Consider the following 17,614-nt stretch of genomic DNA (forward strand, 5'->3'; position numbering starts at 1 on the left):
CTGCCTGATCTCCTGCCGCTCGCAGGCTCGCAGCACGTCGATCAGGCGGTGGCGGCCTCGGTGTCGTCGTCGACCCAGTCGAAGGTGCGCTCGACGGCCTTCTTCCACAGTCGCATCGACCGCTCGCGGGTCTCCTCGTCCATGTTCGGCTCCCAGCGCTTGTCCTCGGCCCAGTTGTCGATGACGTCCTGCTCGCCGGACCAGAAGCCCACCGCGATGCCGGCCGCGTAGGCGGCGCCCAGCGCAGTGGTCTCGATGACCTTCGGGCGCACCACGGGCACGCCGAGGATGTCGGCCTGGAACTGCATCAGGGTCTCGTTCTTCACCATGCCGCCGTCGACCTTGAGCTCGGTGAGCTCCACGCCCGAGTCGGCGTTCATCGCGTCGAGCACCTCGGCGGACTGGAAGGCCGTGGACTCGAGGGTGGCGCGGGCGATGTGGTTCTTGGTGATGTACCGGGTCAGGCCCACGATCGCGCCGCGGGCGTCGGACTTCCAGTACGGGGCGAACAGGCCCGAGAAGGCCGGTACCACGTAGCAGCCGCCGTTGTTCTCGACCTGCTTGGCGAGGTCCTCGATCTGCGGGGCGTCCGAGATCAGGCCGAGGTTGTCGCGCACCCACTGCACCAGCGAGCCGGTGACGGCCACGGAGCCCTCGAGCGCGTAGACCGGCTTGTTGTCGCCGATCTGGTAGCAGACGGTGGTGAGCAGGCCGTTGTCGCTGCGCACCAGCTCCTCACCGGTGTTGACCAGCATGAAGTTGCCGGTGCCGTAGGTGTTCTTGCCCATGCCGACCTCGAAGCAGGCCTGGCCGAAGGTGGCGGCCTGCTGGTCGCCGAGGATGCCGGCGATCGGGGTGTCGATGAGCAGGCCCTGCTTGCGGCCGTGGCCGTACACCTCGGAGGAGGACTTGATCTCCGGCAGCATGGACAGGGGGATGCCCATGTCGGCGGCGATGTCCGCGTTCCAGTCCAGGGTGTCGATGTTCATCAGCATCGTGCGGGAGGCGTTGGTGACGTCGGTGACGTGCACGCCGCCGTTGGTGCCGCCGGTCAGGTTCCACACCAGCCAGGCGTCGGTGTTGCCGAACAGCAGGTCACCGGCCTCGGCCTTCTCCTTGGCGCCCTCGACGTTCTCGAGGATCCAGGCCACCTTGGGGCCGGAGAAGTAGGTGGCCAGGGGCAGGCCGACGCGCTCCTTGTACTTGTCGGCGCCCTCCTCGCCGCCCAGGCGGTCGCAGATCTTCTGGGTGCGGGTGTCCTGCCAGACGATGGCGTTGTAGACGGGCTCGCCGGTGTTCTTGTCCCACACCACGGCGGTCTCGCGCTGGTTGGTGATGCCGACGGCGGCGAGCTGGTGACGGTTGATCTCCGCCTGCTGCAGGGCGTCGGCGACGACGGCACGGGTGTTGCGCCAGATCTCCTGCGGATCGTGCTCGACCCAGCCCGACTTCGGGAAGATCTGCTCGTGCTCCTTCTGACCGGTGGAGACGATCTGGCCGTCGTGGTCGAAGACGATCGCGCGGGTCGAGGTGGTGCCCTGGTCGATCGAGAGGATGTACTGCTGGTCGTCGTTCATCGTGACTCCTTCGTGGTGATGAGCGGGAGGATCAGGTGCTGCAGGGAGAAGGGCGGGACGAGGGGGCAGGGGTGCTGTCCACGGCGCCGCCCGGGGACGGGGCGGCCCGGCCGGCGGGGATGCCGGCCGGGACGAGGGGATCAGAAGACCATCGAGACCAGACCGGCGAGGACACCGCCGATGATGGGGCCGAGGATCGGGACCCAGGAGTAGCTCCAGTCGGAGCCGCCCTTGTTCTTGATCGGCAGGATCGCGTGGGCGAGGCGGGGGCCGAGGTCACGCGCCGGGTTGATGGCGTAGCCGGTGGGCCCGCCGAGGGAGGCCCCGATCGCGATCACCAGCAGGGACACGGCCAGCGGGCCGAGCTCGTGGGGGGTGTTGCCGAACATGATGATCACGAAGACCAGGACGAAGGTGCCGATGATCTCGGTGACCAGGTTCCAGCCGTAGGAGCGGATCTCCGGGCCGGTGGAGAAGGTGCCCAGGATCTTTCCGGGGTCGGTCTCCGCGTCGTAGTGGGTCTTGTAGGTCAGCCAGGCGAGGACGGCACCCAGGAAGGCACCGATCAGCTCGGCGACCAGGTAGGCGATGGTGGTGCCCGCGCCGATGGTGATGCCGGGGGCGAACTCGTCGGCGCCGCTGGCCATCAGGCCGAAGGTGACTGCCGGGTTCAGGTGCGCGCCGGAGGCGAAGGCGACCCACACGCCGGAGAAGACCGCGAGGCCCCAGCCGACGTTGATGAGCAGCCAGCCGCCGTCGAAGCCCTTGGTCTTCGTCAGTACGACGTTGGCGACCACGCCGCCACCCAGCAGGGTGAGCATGGCGGTGCCGGCGATCTCCGAGAGGAAGATCGTTGCGATGGTTCCCATGTGTTCTCCTCGTTGAGACCGGATCCGCGGGGCACGGATCCGTCGTCCCGGCACGGGGCCGGGGCACGATGCGCCACCATCGGCGCGACGTGTCGGGGGCGAGCACGGTGCTCGTCACCCACAGGGACGCCCCGGGACCATTCCCGGGGCGTCGGACCGGTCAGTTCCGGGTGGGAACCTCCGGGGCAGCCTCGATCGCCGCGGCCACTGCGGCGTCGCTGTCGGTCGCCTCACCGGCGAGGCGCGCATCGATGAAGGCCCGGTAGGTCTCCACCTCCGCCCGGCGCGTCTCGTCGTCCCATCCCAGCTCACGGCCGATCAGGGTGGCGATCTCATCCGCCGCGGCGGTGCCGCGGTCGGAGGTCTCGTAGTCCAGCCGGGTGCGGCGCAGCAGCACGTCGGCCAGGTGGCGGACGCCCTCGGCGCGGGCGGCGTAGACGATCTCCGCGCGCAGGTAGCGCGGAGCGTGCTCGAGCGGGGTGCCCAGCGAGGCGTCCTCGTCGATCAGGGCCAGCACGTCGGTCAGCAGCGAGCCGTAGCGGAACAGCAGGCGGTCGGTGCGGACCTCGTCGAAACCGTAGCGGCGGGCCAGCTCTGCGCGGCCGCGGCGCAGCTCCTCGTAGCCCTGGGCGCCGATCACGGGCACCGAGGTGGTCAGGCTGGTGCGGCCCGGGGCGGTGTCCTTGATGGCGAAGTCGACGACGTCCTCGGCCATCACCCGGTAGGTGGTGTACTTGCCGCCGGCGATCGCGGTCAGGCCCGGCTCGACCTCCATCACGGTGTGCTCGCGGGAGACCTTGGTGGAGGCCCCGGAGCCCTTCTTGACGGGCTGCAGCAGCGGGCGCAGGCCCGAGTACACGCCGATCACGTCGGAGCGGTCGAGGTCGTCGGCGAGCACCGCGTTGGCGTGCTCGAGCACGTAGTCGATGTCGGAGCTGGTGGCGCCGACGGCGGCGGGCTCCTCGGTCCACTTCGTGTCGGTGGTGCCGATGACCCAGTACTCGTCCCAGGGGATGATGAACAGGACGGACTTCTCGGTCTGGGTGATGATGCCGGTGTCGGGCACCGCGGGGATGCGGTCGCGGGCCACGGTGATGTGGATGCCCTTGGAGGCGAGCACCTCGAGGCCGGCGTCGGCCCCGGCGAGCTCCTGCTGCTCCTGGGTCCAGACGCCGCCGGCCAGGATGGTCTCGCGGGCGTGGACGTCGAACTCCTCGCCGGTCTCCTCGTCGCGCACCCGGGCGCCGATCACGCGCTTGCCCTCGTGGAGGTAGTCCACGACGGTGGTGTAGTTGGCGACGGCGGCGTCGTGCTGGGCGGCGGAGCGCACCAGCATCATCACGAAGCGGGCGTCGTCCATCTGCGCGTCGTAGTACTCCAGGGCGCCGACGGCCTCGTCCCCGTCCAGGGCCGGGAACACCTCGAGCATCTTGTCGTGCAGCAGATGACGGTGGAAGGGCACGGCGCGCTTGCGGCCCACGGACTGCATGGCGTCGTACAGCATCACGCCGGAGCCGATGAAGGCGCGGTCGACGACCTTCTTGAAGAAGGGGAAGACGAACTTGATGGGCCGCACCAGGTGGGGGGCGGTGTGCTCGAGCAGCAGGTCGCGCTCGCGCAGGGCCTCGGCGACGAGCTTGAAGTCGAGCATCTGCAGGTAGCGCAGGCCGCCGTGCATGAGCTTGGAGGACTTCGAGGAGGTGCCGGAGGCCCAGTCCTCGCGCTCGACGAGGCCGACGGAGAGGCCGCGGGTGGCGGCGTCGAAGGCGGCGCCGGCGCCGTTCACGCCGCCGCCGACGACGAGGACGTCCAGGGGGGCGTCCACGGTGGCAGAGCGGAGGCGGGCCAGGTGCTCGTCGCGGGTGGCGGGGGCCAGGACGGACCGCTGCGTGGCAGGCGTGACAGACACGGGATAGAGCTCCTTTGCTGTGACCGGAATCGCCTCATCGTGAACCTGACGTGCAGCGGGGCGCAAGTCGGCTGCACGAACGTGCAAGACTGGGCGGATGAGCACCCCGGATCGTCTCCATCACGCCTTCGAGGCTGCACGGATGTACTACGACGAGGGCCGCACCATGGAGGCCATCGCCCAGCAGCTCGAGGTGTCCCGCTCCACCGTGTCCCGGATGCTGCGGGACGCCCGCGAGGAGGGCCTGGTGGAGATCACCCTGCGCCCGCCGGGTGCCTACCGGTTGCGGGAGCTGCGGCGACGGGTCTCCGAGCGCTTCGGCCTGCAGGCCCACGTGGTCGGCGCCGGCCCCGAGGCCGGGGAGCGCGCCCGGCTGCAGGCCGTCGCCGCGGCCGGGGCGGAGCTGCTGCAGGGGATGCTGGTGCCGGACATGACTGTCGGCGTCGCCTGGGGCACCACCACCTCCGCGCTGGTGGGGCACCTGCGCCCCTCCCCCACCCCGGGCCTGCGGATCGTGCAGCTCAACGGGGCGATCAACACCGAGGGCTCGGGCCTGACCTACGTCTCCACGGTGCTCGCGAAGGCCGCCTCCCTGTGGGACGCCACCGTGCACCACTTCCCCGTGCCCGCCTTCTTCGACTACGCCTCCACCCGCGACGCGATGTGGAAGGAGCGCTCCGTGCAGCGGGTGCTGGAGGTGCAGCGGCAGTGCACCCTGGCCGTGTTCGGGGTGGGCGCCTTCGACGCGGAGGTGCCCAGCCACGTGTACACGAACAACTACCTCTCCGACGCGAACCGGCGCGAGCTGGAGCGCGACGGCGCCGTGGGCGACGTCTGCACCGTATTCCTGCGGGCCGACGGCAGCTGGCGGGACGTGGCCATGAACGCCCGCAGCACCGGGCCGCAGCCCACCCAGCTGGCGCGGATCCCCCGCCGCCTGTTGCTCGCCGCCGGGCCCCGCAAGGCCGTGCCCCTGCGGGCGGCCCTCCGCGCCGGGGTGGCGACGGACCTGGTGGTCGACGAGGTCACCGCCACGAGCCTCCTCGCCCTGCGCTGAGCGGGGCGCGACCGGGGCGGCGGATCTGCCCGCCCAGGTCGACCCGGGCGGGCGCGTCCGAGCCGGTCCGGACCCGGTCAGGCCGTGCAGGGCCGGCTCAGACCCGCGGAGCGACGTCAGCGCAGGCCAAGGCCACTTTTGTGCGCTCCCGAACCACAGGTGGCTCGTCAACGCACAAAAGCTGGTGACCCTCACCCTGCCGCGACCTCCACACCGGCGCCCACGTGCCCCGCCCCCGCACCGTCGAACTTTTCCGCGCCTCCCTTCCACCCGTGGAAGTGAGGCGGACAAAACCGTGAGGGACAGGCGGGGATAGGTCAGGCGGGGCGGATCAGGCGGGCGGGGCGGGGTGGATCAGGCGGAAGCGCTCGCAGACCACGGGCATGTCCGGGGCGAAGCCGCGGGCGCCGAACTCCCCCCAGAAGGCCTCGTGCCCGCGGCGCCAATCCTCCAGCGTGCGGTCGCCCTCCCCCTCCGCGTGGGCGTGCTCGGCGCCGACCTGGTCGAAGGGCAGGATCCGGACCGCGGTGGTCTCGAGGACGGCGCGGGGCCGGCCGCGACCGTCGAGCACGATCGAGAGGTCCCCGACCTGCGGGACGGGCTCACCGTCGTCCTCGTGGTCCCACAGCGAGGCGGCGGTGCCGGTCTTCGTTCCGGCCAGGACCAGGGCCAGCAGCTCCTCGGCGTGCTCGGCGGTGGCGCTGAAGGCCCAGGCCGGGGGCGGTGCGGCCGGGAGCCCGGGGACCTGCTCCCGCACCCGTCCCCAGAACTCCGTGTGGTCCTCGCTCGTCATGGACCGAGCCTACGGGCGGCGACGGCGTGTCTCCGCCCGGGACCCCTCCCGCCGGTCATGCCTGCCGACGGAGCGCGTACTCAGCCCTCGGCGGCGGAGAGGTCGAGGCGCTCGGGGTGGGTGTAGAGGTTCATCCGGCCGTCGCCGTCCTCGGCCGCGCGGGTGAAGCCGACCAGGGTCATGCCGAGCTCGCGGGCGGTGTCGACGGCGAGGGAGCTGGCGGCGGAGACACAGGCCAGCAGGGGAATGCCGGCCATCGCGGCCTTCTGGGCGATCTCGAAGCTCGCACGGGAGGAGACCAGCAGGAAGCAGTCGCTCAGCGGCAGCCGGTCCTCCAGCAGGGCCCAGCCGATCACCTTGTCCACCGCGTTGTGGCGGCCCACGTCCTCCCGCACCGTCAGGATCTCCCCGTCGCGACCGACCAGGGCGGCGGCGTGCACCCCTCCGGTGCGGGCGAAGACGGGCTGGCGGGCGGCCAGGTCGCGGGAGGCCTGCAGGATCACCCGCGGGTCCAGGGACCACGTGCGCTCCAGCCGGTGGCGGCTGCGATGGCGGACGTCGTCGATGCTCTCCGCACCGCACACCCCGCAAGCGGACGAGGTGGTGAAGGAGCGCGTGACCAAAGGGTTCAGCCGGGGCCGGGCGGAGGTGAACTCCATGACGTTGTAGGTGTTGCGCGGCAGGCCGGTGTCGTCCTCGACCACGGCGCCGTCGCAGTAGCGGGCCTCGGCGACGTCCTCGCGGCTCTCGATCAGCCCCTCCGCGTGCAGGAAGCCGTGGATCAGCTCCAGGTCGTGCCCCGGGGTGCGCATGGTGAGCGAGAGCCGCTGCCCGTCCAGCCGGATGTCGAGCGGTTCCTCGACGGCGACGTGGTCGCCCTTGCGCCCGGCGTACAGGCGCCCCTCGCGGACGCGGACGGTGCGCACGCGCGCCTGCTCGGTGACCCTGCCCATCCTCCGAGGGTAGTCCCGCTGGTCAGCGGGCGCGGGCCTCGCAGACGGTGCGGGCCACCTCGAGCTCCTGCTCCCAGCCCTCGAGGTTGTCGAGGTGGCGCTGCTCGCGCACGGCGGGGTCCTCGCTGATGCCGGCGACGCCGCGTTCGCGGACCGTCAGCAGGGTGCCGCCGTCCTCCTCCTGGAGGGTGAACTCGACGGTGGTGCTCGGGAAGTCCTCGAGCGGGCCGACCTCCCCGCCGAGCCAGCGGAAGCCGGCGCGGTGCGGCGGGTCCAGGTGCTCGGTGGCGATGGTGAACTCGCCGTGCACGGGGTCGGTGACGGTGGCGACGTCGCCGGTGCGGACGATGGCGTGCTCGCGGTACTCGCCGTCGTTGATGTACCAGCCGGGCTCGGTGATCAGGGCCCAGACGGTCTCCCGGGGCGCGGCGATGCGCACGGAGCGGCTGATCTCGTCGGGCACCTGGCCGGTCTCCGGGGTGGACACCTCCGGCGCCGGGAAGGGGTCCTCCCCGGTGGCCGGGGCGTCCTCGTGCTCGGTCATCGCGGGGTCAGCTCCCGGAGACGGCGCCCGCGAGGAGGTTCAGGGACTGCTCCAGGTCCTCCTCCGCGACCAGCGGGAAGATCGGCAGCAGGTCCTTGTCGGTGACGTCGGACCAGTCGTAGGTGAGGGTGACGCGGGTGGCGTCGGCGCCCTCGGACTCCAGCGTGTAGAGCCACTCCCAGCCCTTGGGCTCGTCCTTGGCGTCCTCGTTGGCCGGCTTCCAGCCGATCATCTTGTTCTCGTCGAAGGCGGTGACGTGGTTGTACATCCGGTACTCGCCACCCATGTGGTCGCCCTCCATGTTCATCACGAACTGCTCGCCGGCCTTCGTGATGCGCTCGGTGTCCTCGGCGCCCCGGACGAATCCGGAGCCGTCGAACTCGCGGTGGCGGGCCGGCAGCGAGAGCAGCGAGAACACCTCCTTGGCGGGGACGTCGATGGTGCGGGAGACGGTGATGGACGTATCGGTGTGGGTCATGCCCCCACCGTGCCATCGCGGCGGACGCCTGGCCAGCCCCCGGGCCCGACCGTGCGGTCGCCGGGACGGCATCGAGCCTGCTCCTCGTGCCTGCTCGCAGCCCGGCATCTCCGCGGACCTCCCGGACGCTCCCGCTGCGCCGGATTCCGGGGGGCCGTCCGCGACGGGGCGCTCAGTACTCGGCGGCCAGCACGTCCTCGAGGCGCAGCGGCTCCCGCCCCAGCACGGCGCGCACGTCGCCGCTGACCTCGCCCAGGGCCCCCGAAGCGATGGCCGTGTAGGTGCTGATCCAGGCGGCGACCTCCCAGTCGGGGGCGCCGTAGGGCGCGCGGGAGGCGCGAGCCTCCTCCATCGTCTCGTCGACGTAGGTGACCTCGCGGCCGAGCGCCGCCCCCATCCGCGCGGCGACCTCCTCCAGGCTCAGCGCCTCGCCCCCGGTCAGCTCCAGCACCCGCTCGTCCGCGGGGGCCGGCCCCGTGAGCACCGCGGCGGCGACCTGGGCGACGTCCTCGCGGGCCACGAAGGCGCAGCGGCCGTCGCGGGCGGGTCCGCGCAGGGTGAGGCCCTCCCCCGCCCAGGGCCGCAGCACGTCGAGGTAGAAGTCGTCGCGCAGCAGGGTGACGCGCATGCCGCTGCGGGCGGCGGCCTCACGGATGGCGTCCTCGGTGGCGCCGTGGTCTCGGGCCAGGGTGAACTCGGCGTCCGCGGAGGCGCCGGTGAAGGAGGTGTACACCAGGTGGCCCACCCCGGCTTCGGCGGCGGCCGCCACGGCGGTGCGGTGCTGCGCGACCCGGTCGGCGGACTCCCCGGCCGAGACCAGCAGCAGCGCGTCCATCCCGGCGAAGGCCTCCTTGCAGGCGGCGGCGTCGCCGAAGCTCGCCTCGGCGACTTCCGCGCCCTCGATCCGCGGGGCCCGGGCGGCGGAGCGCACGATCAGCCGCAGCCGCTCCGCGAGGCCGCGCTCGCCCAGCAGGGCGGCGACGCGGCCGCCGAGCTGCCCGGTGGCGCCCGTGATGCCGAGGCGTCCCGTGTCCGCTGCGGTGGTGTCGTCGTCCGTGGTGCTCATGCCACCAGTATTCCCGCCGGTGTCTCTGCCAGCAGCCGGACGAAGGCTCAGCCCAGCAGACCCTTCGCGGTCAGCCAGTCCGAGGCGATGGTCGCGGAGTCGAGCTGCTCGTCGACGCTGCGGGTGTTCAGGGAGATCAGCTCCCCGGTGGTCAGCGCCTCGGTGACGCCGGCGATCGCGGCGGCGGCGTCCTCGTCGATCCGCTCGGAGGCGATCGGCACCACGTTCTGCGGCAGGATCATCGAGGCCGGGTCCTCGAGGGTGACCAGGTCGTTCGCGGCGATCGAGGGGTCGGCGGTGTAGATGTCGGCGAGCTGCACGGTGCCGTCCAGCAGGGCCTGCACGGTCAGCGGGCCGCCGGAGTCGGAGACCGGCACCACGGTGACCTGCACGTCGTAGACCTCCTCGGCGCCCTGGGGGCCGTAGGGGCGCTCCTCGAACTCGGGGTTGGCGGCGATCTGCAGGTCGTCGATCCCGGAGAGGTCCCCGATCTCCGTCAGGGAGTTCTCCTGGGCGAAGGCGGAGGTGGTGGTGTAGGAGTCCTGGTCGGTGGCCTCGGCGAAGGGCAGGGTGCGCAGGCCGTCCGGCAGCACCTCGGCCAGGGAGTCCTCGAGCTGCGCGGCGGTGCCGGTGGCGTCGGCGTCCCCGAGGTACTGCAGCAGGTTGCCGAGGTACTCGGGCAGCAGGTCGATGGCGCCGGACTCGAGCTCCGGCACGTACACCTCGCGCTGGCCGATCTGGTACTGCCGCTCCACCTCGAAGCCGGCCTCCTCGAGCACCTGCGCGAACAGCTCGGCGATGATCTCGTTGGAGTAATACTGCTGGGAGCCGACGACGAGCGCTCCGCTCGCGGCGCCGCTGCCGCCGTCCTCCTCCGCCAGGGGGTCGGCGTTCGAGCAGGCCGCGAGGCCCGCGGCGGCACCGCCGCCGGCGAGCGCGAGGAGGGATCGCCGGGGCAGGCGCGGGGCGCCGGAGCGGGGGGTCGAGCTCGGGGTCATGGGGTTCTCCTCGGGGACGGATCGGCCGGGGCGGGCCGGAGGGGGCGGGGAGCGTCGCGCGGGGGCGCGGCGGGCGATGCGGGTCGGGCGGGTCCTGCGGGATGGGGTCTTGCGGGATGGGGTCCTGCGGTGGGGCTCAGCCGCGGGCGGCTCCTCGCGGGGCGGCCACCCGTTCGACCAGGCGCAGCGCCAGGTCGATGACGAGCGCCAGGGCGACCACGAGAATCGACCCGGCGAGCATCTGCGGATAGTCCGAGAGGTTCAGCCCCAGGAAGATGTACCGGCCCAGCCCGCCGTTGCCGATGTAGGAGGCGAGCATGACGGTCGCCACCACCTGCACGGAGGCCAGACGGATGCCGCTGATGAGCAGGGGCAGGCCGAGGGGGATCTCCACCCGGGTGAGGATCTGCCATTCGGTCATGCCCTGCGCGCGGGCCGCATCGACGGTACGCGCATCGACGGCCTCGCAGGCCGAGTAGGCCCCGGCCAGCAGGGACGGGATGGCCAGGATCACGAAGGCGAGAACCGGGGCGGTCAGCCCGATGCCGAACCAGAGGCCGAACAGGGTGACGAGGCCCAGGGTGGGCAGGGCGCGGGCGGCGCCGCTGAGCGCCACGGTGAGGCCGCGCCCGCGGTGGGTGTGCCCGACGACGAGGCCCACCGGCACGGCGATCAGCGCGGCGATCCCGACGCCGAGCAGCGTGTACCAGAGGTGCTCGAGCAGCCGGACCGGGATCGAGTCGGGTCCGCTCCAGCGGGTGGGGTCGGCGAGCCAGGCGAAGGCCTCGAGGAGCTGGATCATCGGGCGGCCTCCTGCCCGGTGTCCCGCGGGGCGGTGCGGCGGCGCGGGGCGCGCCCGGAGGCCCAGGGCAGGGCGAGCCGCCCGCCGAGCACCACCAGGGCGTCCAGCAGCAGCGCCAGGGCGGCGGTGAGCACGATGCCGGTGAGGATCTCGGCGGTGATGTTGCGCTGGAAGCCGTCGATGAACAGCATCCCCAGGCTCGGCACACCCAGTACGCCGCCGACGGTGACCAGGGAGACGGTGGAGACCACGACCACGCGCAGGCCCGCGACCAGGGCCGGTCCGGCCAGCGGCAGCTCGACCCTCCAGAAGCGGGCCCAGGGGGCGTAGCCCTGGGCGGTGGCGGCCTGCAGGGTCTCCCGGCTGACGGCGCGCAGGGCCTCGGAGGCGCTGGGCACCATCAGGGCGAGGCCGTAGATGGTCAGCGCCACGACGATGTTCACGGGGCTGCGGATGGAGGTGCCCAGCATCAGCGGCAGCACGATGAACAGCGGCAGCGAGGGGATCGCGTAGAGCAGGCCGGCGGTGCCGGTGAGGCCACCGCGCAGCCAGCCGCGGGCGTTGGCGAGCTTCGCGATCGGCAGGGCCAGCACGAAGGCCAGCACGATGGCGGGCAGGGCCTGCGCGATGTGCGCCAGCAGCTGCTCGGCGATGGTGTCGAGGTTGGCGCTCACCCAGCTCACGGGGTGCCGCCCTGCTCGAGCACCCCGGCGGCGCGGCCTGAGGCGTCGACCACGACCTCGCGGCCGGCGACCTGCTGCAGGTGCAGGCGGCGCTCGGCCCGGTCGGCCCCGACGAAGCTCCGCACGAAGTCGTCGGCGGGCTCGGCGAGGATCTGCTCGGGGGTGCCGATCTGGGCGATGTGGCCGCCGGGCTTCAGGATCACCACCCGGTCCCCCACCAGGAAGGCCTCGTCGATGTCGTGGGTGACGAAGACGATGGTCTTGCGCAGCTCGCGCTGCAGGCGCAGCAGCTCGGTCTGCAGCTCGGCGCGGACGATGGGGTCCACCGCGCCGAAGGGCTCGTCCATCAGCAGGATGTTGGGGTCCGCGGCGAGCGCGCGGGCCACGCCGACGCGCTGCTGCTGGCCGCCGGAGAGCTGCGAGGGATAGCGGGAGGCCATCGATTCCTCGAGGCCGACCACTTCCATCAGCTCGGCGGCGCGCTCGTGGGCCTGCGCCTTCCCGGTGCCGCGCAGCACGGGCACGGTGGCGATGTTGTCCAGCACGGTGCGGTGCGGCAGCAGCCCGGAGGCCTGCATGACGTAGCCGACGGAGCGTCGCAGGGCCACCGGGTCGGTCGCGGCGACGTCCTCCCCGTCGATGGTCACGCGGCCCTGAGTGGGATCGACCATGCGGTTGACCATCCGCATCAGGGTGGTCTTGCCGGAGCCGGAGGTGCCGACCAGCACCACGCTCTCGTGGGAGGCGATCTCCAGGTCGAAGTCCGCGACGGCCACGGTGCCGTCGGGGTAGGTCTTGCCGACCGACTCGAATGCGATCACGGTCGCCTCCCTCGCAGGGTGCTGGTGCGTCCACGCCCGGAGCGGGCCGTGGTGGTGTCGTGCGCCTGATGCTCGTGCGGGACACGACCCTACGGCAGGGCTCCGACGAACGAGAGCCCTCCCCCGCCCGGATGAGACCCGGGACGCGCCCGGGCCCGGGGATCCGTCCGCTCGGTCCGGGTTCCTCCGCGGGTGGGCGCCCTCGTCGGTCCGTCCCGCTTCGTACACTGTGCGCGACCTGCACCCGCCCGGCGCGAGCCGAGCCGACCCGAAGGAGCCGCATGGGCAAGCTCCAGCGCTGGGCCGTCCGCTCCGTCCGCGGATTCTGGCTGATCCCCGTCCTCTGCGTGCTGGGCTCGGTGGCCCTGGCCGAGGGCCTGGTCGCATTCGACGAGCACGTCGTGCAGGGCTCCGGACTGACCGCACGGTTCGACCCGATCTTCCAGATCGGCGTGGACGGCTCCCGTGGCCTGCTCTCGGCGATCGGCGGCTCCGTGTTCGGGTCGGCGGCCACCGCTTTCTCGATCACCATCTCGGTGATCGCGACGACGTCGACGAACTACGGCCCCCGCCTGGTCGGGAACTTCATGTCCGACCGGCGCAACCAGTGGACGCTCGGCGTGCTGGTCTCCACCTTCGTCTACACGACGCTGGTGCTGCGACATCTGCGCACTCTGCAGGACGGCAGCGTCTTCGTGCCGCACATCGCCGTGTACGGGGCGATCGTGCTGGCCATCGTCGACGTGTTCCTGCTCATCTCCTTCATCCACAACATCGCCTCCTCCACCCAGGTGGAGACGCTGGTCGCGACCGTCTCCGCCTCCCTGCGCGGCACCGTGAAGGGCCGCCAGCGCGAGGTGAGCGGCGAGCTGCCGGCCTCCTCTCCCCCGCACGGCGGGGAGCTGGTGCGCGCCTGGTCCGACGGCTACGTGACCGCGCTGGACGAGCAGGCGCTGCGGCAGGGCGCCCTGCAGGAGGAGGCGCGGATCGCGATGGAGGTGCGGGTCGGCGACCACGTGGTCGAGGGCTCCCCCCTCGCCCGTATCTGGCAGGGCGACGGCCGCGGCGACCCCCGCGAGACGGTGTGGGCCGCGGTGGACCTCGCGGACCGGCGCGACACCGCCGACGACATGCGGGTCGCGATCGAGCACCTGGTGGAGCTCGCGGTGCGCGCCATCTCCCCCGGCACCAACGACCCCTACACGGCGGTCACCGCGATCGACGAGCTCTCGGGGCCGCTCGGGGTGATGATGCGCGGCCGCGCCCCCGCGCAGGTGCTGGGCGACGACAACGGGGTGCCGCGGGTGTGGCTTCGCCCGACCCCGATCGAGGAGCTCATCGCCCTGCCCTTCGACCAGGTGCTGCCCTACGCGGGCGGCCAGGGGCTGGTGCTGGAGGCGCTGGTGGGCCTGGCCCGCCACCTCGAGCAGCAGAACACCCACCCGGAGCTGGAGGGCGTCGCCTGGGCGCACGTGGAGCGGGTGCGCGCGCTGGCCCGGGAGGACGGGAAGGTCGACGAGACCCGGGTGGAGTCCCGCATCGCCCGCGCCGCGGAGCTGCTGGCCCTGGGCACCGCGCACCGGGACGCCGACTGAGCCCTCAGCGCGGGGCGACGGCCTCCGGCGCGTACAGGGGCGCGAGCTGCGTGACCTCCAGCGTGCCCCGGGCGACGGCGATCGCCCCGCCCTGCGCCAGGGTCGCGAAGCCCTCCTGCGGGTAGCCCGTGGACGAGACCAGCACCCGCACGTCCTCGACCCGGTAGCGCAGCTCGTAGACCTCGGGCGGCTGATCGGTCGGCGCCTGCGCGGGATCGTGGGCGGCGAAGGCCACCAGCGCATCGGGCGTGGTCAGCAGGCAGTTCAGCGACTCCGGGACCCGGCCGAACAGCTCGAGCGTCCAGCCGGTGAGCTCCGCGGCGGCCCGCTGCACGGCCCGCGCCCAGGCGACGCCGGACAGTCCGTCCAGGTCCCCCGCCCCGCGCGCCGCGTCCTCGGCGGCCCAGGCGGTGACCAGCGAGAAGAACAGCTCGGAGTCCGTGGTGCCCTCGGGGCGGCGGCCGCCACGGGCGAGGATCCGCTCCCGCAGCTCCTCGGAGAGGTCGAACTGGCCGTTGTGGGAGAAGGACACCTCGCCGTGGACGAAGGGATGGGTGTTGCGCAGCTCCAGGGCGAGGCCGACGCTGGCGCGGCGCAGGTGCACGGTCATCACCTCGCCGTGGGCCGCCTCGACCGCCTCCCCGTAGCTGTTCGAGGCCAGCGCCGTGTCCGTCGCCCGCAGCACCAGCGGGGTGCGCGCCCCGGGGGCGTCGCCGTACCAGGCCACCCCCCAGCCGTCCTTGTGCCGTTCGGAGAGGGCGGTGAACAGCGGCAGCTCCGCGGGCACGGCCTGCGGGAGGGAGCGCGAGGAGCGGGAGACGACACCGAGCAGTCGGCACATGAGGGGTCCTTCCGGAGGGGGCGGGCTCAGGCGGTGGGCGCGGCGGCCCGGCGCCGCATGCGGGCGTCCAGCGCGAGCGCGGCCTTGGTGAGCAGGAAGTTCAGCACGATATAGATCGCGGAGACCACCACGTAGGTCTGCACCAGGTAGCGGGTGATCGAGACCATGTTGCGGCCCTGGAACTGCAGCTCGTTGAAGCTGACGACGTAGCCGAGCGTGGAGTCCTTCAGCAGGCTGACCAGGGCGAGGATCAGGCTGGGCAGCACCAGGCGGACGGCCTGCGGCAGGATCACCGCGCGCATCGTCTGCCCGGGGGTCAGGCCGATCGCGGCGCCGGCCTCGTGCTGGCCGCGGTCCACGGCGTTGATGCCGGCCCGGAACACCTCGGCGGTGGTCGCGGAGCTGACCAGGATCATCGGGATCACCAGCATCCAGAAGCGCGGGACAGTGATGCCGAAGGCCGGCAGGGCCAGCAGGAAGGCGTAGACCACCAGCAGCATCGGGATGCCGCGGAAGAACTCGATCCAGGCCGCGGCGACGCTGGACAGCACCGGGTTGCGGGCCAGGCGCCCGAGCGCCAGCAGCAGCCCGAAGGGGAAGGCGACCAGCGCCGCCATGCCGGTGGCCTGCAGGGTGCCGACCAGGCCCTCCCCCAGGAAGGCCAGGTAGTCGCTGCGCAGGTAGGGCAGCCAGCGGTCGGCGGCGAGCTGGCCGTTGCGGCCGAACTGCCACAGCCCCAGCGCGAGGATCGCGGCGATGCCGAGCACGGAGAGGGCCGAGAGCAGCCGGATCCGTGCCCGCCCCTTGGGACCGGGGGCGTCGAAGAGCACCTGGGTGGCGGTGGTGGAGCGCGCGCTCATGCCTGACCCGCCCCCTGCAGCCGCAGCCCCGCGCCCCGTGCGGGACCGTCGCCACCGCGGGCGCGACGGTCACCGGGGGCGACGGCGGCCTCGATCCGGCGCCCTGCCCACGCCGCCAGCAGCGACAGCGAGAGGTAGACGACGCCCGCCACCAGGAACAGGAACACCGCCTCGGCGGTGCGGATGTTCAGCTGCTGGGTCACGTAGGTGGTCTCGGTGACGGTGATCGCCGCGCACAGCGAGGAGCCGATCAGGGTGCCGATGAAGACGTTGACCAGCGGCTGCACCATCGTGCGGAAGGCCTGCGGCAGGATCACGAAGCGCAGCACCCCGAAGAAGCCGAGGCCGATGGAGCGGGCCGCCTCGGCGTGGCCGATCGGCACCGTGTTGATGCCGGAGCGGATGTTCTCGCAGACGAAGGCGGCGCTGGAGAGGGTCAGCCCGAGCACGCCGCACCAGAAGTAGGGCAGCACCAGGCCCACGTCGGGCAGGCCGAAGGCGATGAGGATCAGCAGGCTCAGCAGCGGGATGTTACGGAAGATCTCCACGTACACCGTGGCCGCGGCGCGCAGCGGCGGGATCGGGCTGACCCGGCACACGGCCAGCGCCGTGCCCAGGACCAGGGCGAACACGTAGCCCAGCAGGGTCAGGGCGATGGTGGTGCCGATCCCGGTCAGCAGCAGCGGCCAGTACTCGAGGATGATCTGCATGCGTCACCTTCCGGTGCGAGGGCGCCCGCGCGGCGCGGGCGCGGGCGCCCCGGGGATCAGGAGGGCAGGTCGCCGATGGCGGGCGGCTCGGGGGTCTCGCCGTCCTCGATGACCTGGCCGATGGTGGCCGCGTAGAGCGCGTCCCAGGTGCCGTCGGACTCGATGGCCTCCAGGAAGCCGTTGACGAAGTCCAGCGCCCCGTCGGCGTCCTTGTTCAGGCCGATGCCGTAGGGGTCCTCGGTGAAGGGCTCGCCGACCACGCTCACGGTCTCGTCGGCCTGGGAGTTGCCCAGCAGCACTCCCTGGTCCAGCACGTAGGCGTCGACGCGACCCTGCTTGAGGGCAGCGACGCAGGACTCGTTGTCGGGCAGGGTCTGGATCTCGCCCGGGTCGGGCACGTTCTCCTCGATGGCCTGGGTGCCGGTCGAGTTGGACTGGGTGACCAGCGGCAGGCCGGAGAGGTCGTCGGGGCCGGTGATGGTCTCGGCGTCCTCGGTGCGCACCTGGATGGCGGTGCCGGAGAGGTAGTAGGGGCCGGCGAAGTCGATCTTCTCCATCCGCTCCGGGGTGATGGAGTAGGTGGCGATCACGCAGTCCACGGTGTCGTTCTGCACCATCGTCTCGCGGGTCTCGACGGTGGTGTCGATGTACTCGACCTTCTCCTCGCCGCCCTCGCCGAGGATGTAGCGGGCCAGCAGCTGGGTGATGCCGGCGTCGAAACCGCTGACCTGGCCGGTGGAGGGGTCGATGATGGAGAACACCTGGTTGGCGGTGGTGCCGCCGCGCACCAGCTGGTCGGCCTCGCGGATGGCAGTGGCCCAGCCGCTGGCGGCGATGTCGTCCTCGGAGGCGACGGGACCGGCGGCGATCGCCGCGGTGTAGTCCTCGCTCGTGCCGCCGCCGTCGCTGGCGTCACCGCCGTCGAGCGAGGGGGCGTCGGAGCCGTCCGAGGAGCAGGCGGCGAGGGCGGCCAGCGGGAGGACGGCGCCGGCAGCGAGGGTGGCGCGGCGGCCGGGGCGGAAGCTGCGGGGGGTCATGGGGATCTCCTTCGGGGACGG

The 17,614-nt window shown here is 72.4% G+C and carries 18 protein-coding genes; 2 read left to right on the forward strand and 16 right to left on the reverse strand.

Translation table 11 applies throughout. The features are described from left to right. Window positions 1-41 precede the first annotated feature (41 nt). The 3 genes from glpK to OM98_RS02535 form a co-directional block, all read right to left on the reverse strand. Complete coding sequence (gene glpK / locus OM98_RS02525; protein ID WP_010532995.1) at window positions 42-1,577, reverse strand: glycerol kinase GlpK; 1,536 nt, start codon at window positions 1,575-1,577, stop codon at window positions 42-44. A 140-nt stretch (window positions 1,578-1,717) separates the two neighbouring features. Continuing rightward, window positions 1,718-2,437 (reverse strand): MIP/aquaporin family protein, encoded by a 720-nt coding sequence (locus OM98_RS02530; protein WP_029362644.1) that lies wholly within the window; start codon window positions 2,435-2,437, stop codon window positions 1,718-1,720. A 169-nt stretch (window positions 2,438-2,606) separates the two neighbouring features. Beyond that, a complete protein-coding gene (locus OM98_RS02535) occupies window positions 2,607-4,355 on the reverse strand; it encodes a glycerol-3-phosphate dehydrogenase/oxidase (RefSeq protein ID WP_010532997.1) in 1,749 nt (582 codons plus the stop codon). Between the two features lie 97 nt (window positions 4,356-4,452). On the opposite strand from OM98_RS02535, the gene OM98_RS02540 reads away from it, so the two are divergent. Next, window positions 4,453-5,412, forward strand: a complete 960-nt coding sequence (locus OM98_RS02540) for a sugar-binding transcriptional regulator (RefSeq protein ID WP_029362645.1) — start codon at window positions 4,453-4,455, stop codon at window positions 5,410-5,412. 331 nt (window positions 5,413-5,743) lie between these two features. Here the strand turns inward: OM98_RS02540 and OM98_RS02545 are convergent, their stop codons facing one another. From OM98_RS02545 to OM98_RS02585, 9 genes are all read right to left on the reverse strand, one after another. After that, window positions 5,744-6,205 carry an ASCH domain-containing protein gene (locus OM98_RS02545; RefSeq protein WP_010532999.1) on the reverse strand — a complete coding sequence of 154 codons (462 nt, stop codon included), beginning with the start codon at window positions 6,203-6,205 and terminating at the stop codon, window positions 5,744-5,746. Between the two features lie 80 nt (window positions 6,206-6,285). After that, window positions 6,286-7,158, reverse strand: coding sequence for a formate dehydrogenase accessory sulfurtransferase FdhD (gene fdhD, locus OM98_RS02550; protein ID WP_010533000.1), 873 nt, complete (start codon window positions 7,156-7,158; stop codon window positions 6,286-6,288). 22 nt (window positions 7,159-7,180) lie between these two features. Further along, entirely contained in the window at window positions 7,181-7,702 is a 522-nt protein-coding gene (locus OM98_RS02555) for an SRPBCC domain-containing protein (protein WP_010533001.1), read from the reverse strand. 7 nt (window positions 7,703-7,709) lie between these two features. Next, window positions 7,710-8,180 carry an SRPBCC family protein gene (locus OM98_RS02560; protein WP_010533002.1) on the reverse strand — a complete coding sequence of 157 codons (471 nt, stop codon included), beginning with the start codon at window positions 8,178-8,180 and terminating at the stop codon, window positions 7,710-7,712. A 172-nt stretch (window positions 8,181-8,352) separates the two neighbouring features. Then, window positions 8,353-9,246: an NmrA family NAD(P)-binding protein gene (locus OM98_RS02565; protein ID WP_010533003.1), complete on the reverse strand. Its 894-nt coding sequence runs from the start codon at window positions 9,244-9,246 to the stop codon at window positions 8,353-8,355. Window positions 9,247-9,293: 47 nt separating this feature from the next. Beyond that, window positions 9,294-10,244, reverse strand: a complete 951-nt coding sequence (locus tag OM98_RS02570; RefSeq protein ID WP_010533004.1) for an ABC transporter substrate-binding protein — start codon at window positions 10,242-10,244, stop codon at window positions 9,294-9,296. Window positions 10,245-10,380: 136 nt separating this feature from the next. Beyond that, window positions 10,381-11,046: an ABC transporter permease gene (locus tag OM98_RS02575; RefSeq protein WP_010533005.1), complete on the reverse strand. Its 666-nt coding sequence runs from the start codon at window positions 11,044-11,046 to the stop codon at window positions 10,381-10,383. Beyond that, window positions 11,043-11,729 (reverse strand): ABC transporter permease, encoded by a 687-nt coding sequence (locus OM98_RS02580; RefSeq protein WP_010533006.1) that lies wholly within the window; start codon window positions 11,727-11,729, stop codon window positions 11,043-11,045. Before OM98_RS02580 ends, OM98_RS02575 begins: the two co-directional genes overlap by 4 nt. After that, a complete protein-coding gene (locus OM98_RS02585; protein ID WP_010533007.1) occupies window positions 11,726-12,550 on the reverse strand; it encodes an ABC transporter ATP-binding protein in 825 nt (274 codons plus the stop codon). The genes OM98_RS02580 and OM98_RS02585 overlap by 4 nt, the downstream gene beginning before the upstream one ends. Before the next feature lie 281 nt (window positions 12,551-12,831). Between OM98_RS02585 and OM98_RS02590 the strand changes: the two genes are divergently transcribed. After that, window positions 12,832-14,145: a DUF2254 domain-containing protein gene (locus tag OM98_RS02590; RefSeq protein WP_010533008.1), complete on the forward strand. Its 1,314-nt coding sequence runs from the start codon at window positions 12,832-12,834 to the stop codon at window positions 14,143-14,145. A gap of 4 nt (window positions 14,146-14,149) precedes the next feature. On the opposite strand, the gene OM98_RS02595 is transcribed toward OM98_RS02590, so the two are convergent. From OM98_RS02595 to OM98_RS02610, 4 genes are read right to left on the reverse strand one after another with little or no spacing between them, the layout of a single operon-like run. After that, window positions 14,150-14,986, reverse strand: coding sequence for a class II glutamine amidotransferase (locus OM98_RS02595; protein ID WP_010533009.1), 837 nt, complete (start codon window positions 14,984-14,986; stop codon window positions 14,150-14,152). Between the two features lie 26 nt (window positions 14,987-15,012). Continuing rightward, the gene (locus tag OM98_RS02600) at window positions 15,013-15,846 is read right to left on the reverse strand and encodes an amino acid ABC transporter permease (RefSeq protein WP_010533010.1); all 834 of its coding nucleotides are present in this window, start codon (window positions 15,844-15,846) and stop codon (window positions 15,013-15,015) included. After that, window positions 15,843-16,556, reverse strand: coding sequence for an amino acid ABC transporter permease (locus tag OM98_RS02605; protein WP_010533011.1), 714 nt, complete (start codon window positions 16,554-16,556; stop codon window positions 15,843-15,845). Before OM98_RS02605 ends, OM98_RS02600 begins: the two co-directional genes overlap by 4 nt. A 56-nt stretch (window positions 16,557-16,612) precedes the next feature. Beyond that, window positions 16,613-17,593, reverse strand: a complete 981-nt coding sequence (locus OM98_RS02610) for a glutamate ABC transporter substrate-binding protein (protein ID WP_010533012.1) — start codon at window positions 17,591-17,593, stop codon at window positions 16,613-16,615. Between the last annotated feature and the right edge of the window lie 21 nt (window positions 17,594-17,614).

Source organism: Brachybacterium squillarum M-6-3 (assembly GCF_000225825.1).
Taxonomy (GTDB): Bacteria; Actinomycetota; Actinomycetes; order Actinomycetales; family Dermabacteraceae; genus Brachybacterium; species Brachybacterium squillarum.

Bases quoted from the DNA above. Each gene is read 5' to 3' on its own strand.
- fdhD (WP_010533000.1), bottom strand. From the start codon at position 7,158: ATGGGCAGGGTCACCGAGCAGGCGCGCGTGCGCACCGTCCGCGTCCGC.
- OM98_RS02570 (WP_010533004.1), bottom strand. From the start codon at position 10,244: ATGACCCCGAGCTCGACCCCCCGCTCCGGCGCCCCGCGCCTGCCCCGG.
- OM98_RS02595 (WP_010533009.1), bottom strand. From the start codon at position 14,986: ATGTGCCGACTGCTCGGTGTCGTCTCCCGCTCCTCGCGCTCCCTCCCG.
- OM98_RS02540 (WP_029362645.1), top strand. From the start codon at position 4,453: ATGAGCACCCCGGATCGTCTCCATCACGCCTTCGAGGCTGCACGGATG.
- glpK (WP_010532995.1), bottom strand. From the start codon at position 1,577: ATGAACGACGACCAGCAGTACATCCTCTCGATCGACCAGGGCACCACC.
- OM98_RS02565 (WP_010533003.1), bottom strand. From the start codon at position 9,246: ATGAGCACCACGGACGACGACACCACCGCAGCGGACACGGGACGCCTC.
- OM98_RS02560 (WP_010533002.1), bottom strand. From the start codon at position 8,180: ATGACCCACACCGATACGTCCATCACCGTCTCCCGCACCATCGACGTC.
- OM98_RS02575 (WP_010533005.1), bottom strand. From the start codon at position 11,046: ATGATCCAGCTCCTCGAGGCCTTCGCCTGGCTCGCCGACCCCACCCGC.
- OM98_RS02545 (WP_010532999.1), bottom strand. From the start codon at position 6,205: ATGACGAGCGAGGACCACACGGAGTTCTGGGGACGGGTGCGGGAGCAG.
- OM98_RS02605 (WP_010533011.1), bottom strand. From the start codon at position 16,556: ATGCAGATCATCCTCGAGTACTGGCCGCTGCTGCTGACCGGGATCGGC.
- OM98_RS02555 (WP_010533001.1), bottom strand. From the start codon at position 7,702: ATGACCGAGCACGAGGACGCCCCGGCCACCGGGGAGGACCCCTTCCCG.
- OM98_RS02600 (WP_010533010.1), bottom strand. From the start codon at position 15,846: ATGAGCGCGCGCTCCACCACCGCCACCCAGGTGCTCTTCGACGCCCCC.
- OM98_RS02610 (WP_010533012.1), bottom strand. From the start codon at position 17,593: ATGACCCCCCGCAGCTTCCGCCCCGGCCGCCGCGCCACCCTCGCTGCC.
- OM98_RS02590 (WP_010533008.1), top strand. From the start codon at position 12,832: ATGGGCAAGCTCCAGCGCTGGGCCGTCCGCTCCGTCCGCGGATTCTGG.